At 62.8% G+C, this 506-nt stretch carries 1 protein-coding gene; it reads left to right on the forward strand.

Going from position 1 to position 506, the window contains the following annotated elements:
- The coding region (locus A5766_RS12815) for an IS3 family transposase (protein ID WP_156527455.1) at window positions 1-506 on the forward strand (506 nt) is incomplete at both ends.

Raw genomic sequence — 506 nt, forward strand, 5'->3', positions numbered from 1 at the left:
GCCAAACGTGCCGCCATCGACATGCTCAAAGACGTCAAGAACATGTCAGAACGTATGGCGTGCAGGGTAGTTGGGCTTTCCCGTTCCGCCTATCGACGGCTGCCGCACGCACACACCCCGGCCGATCCGGACGCCGCACTGCGCGAGCAGCTACGCACGTATGCCCGCAAGAACCCCCGGCACGGGTTCCGGCGCGCGTGGGCGCACCTGCGCTTCGACGACGGCATCGAGATCAACAAGAAGAAAGTGCATCGGTTGTGGAAGGAGGAGGGCCTGCAAGTGCGGCGTGCTCCGCGCCGCAAACGCGCCGGCCAGTCATCGGTCCCGGTCGTGGTCGCGGACGCACCGAAAGTGGTGTGGGCATTGGACTTTCAGTTCGATTCCACCGTCGATGGGAAGAAGATCAAGATCGCGTCGATGGTGGACGAGCACACCCGCATGTCGTTGCTGAACATCGTGGACCGCTCGATCACCGCCGAACGGCTGATCGAGGAGTTGGAGAAGAC

Origin of the sequence: Gordonia sp. 852002-51296_SCH5728562-b (assembly GCF_001665475.1) — a bacterium.
Lineage (GTDB): Bacteria > Actinomycetota > Actinomycetes > Mycobacteriales > Mycobacteriaceae > Gordonia > Gordonia sputi.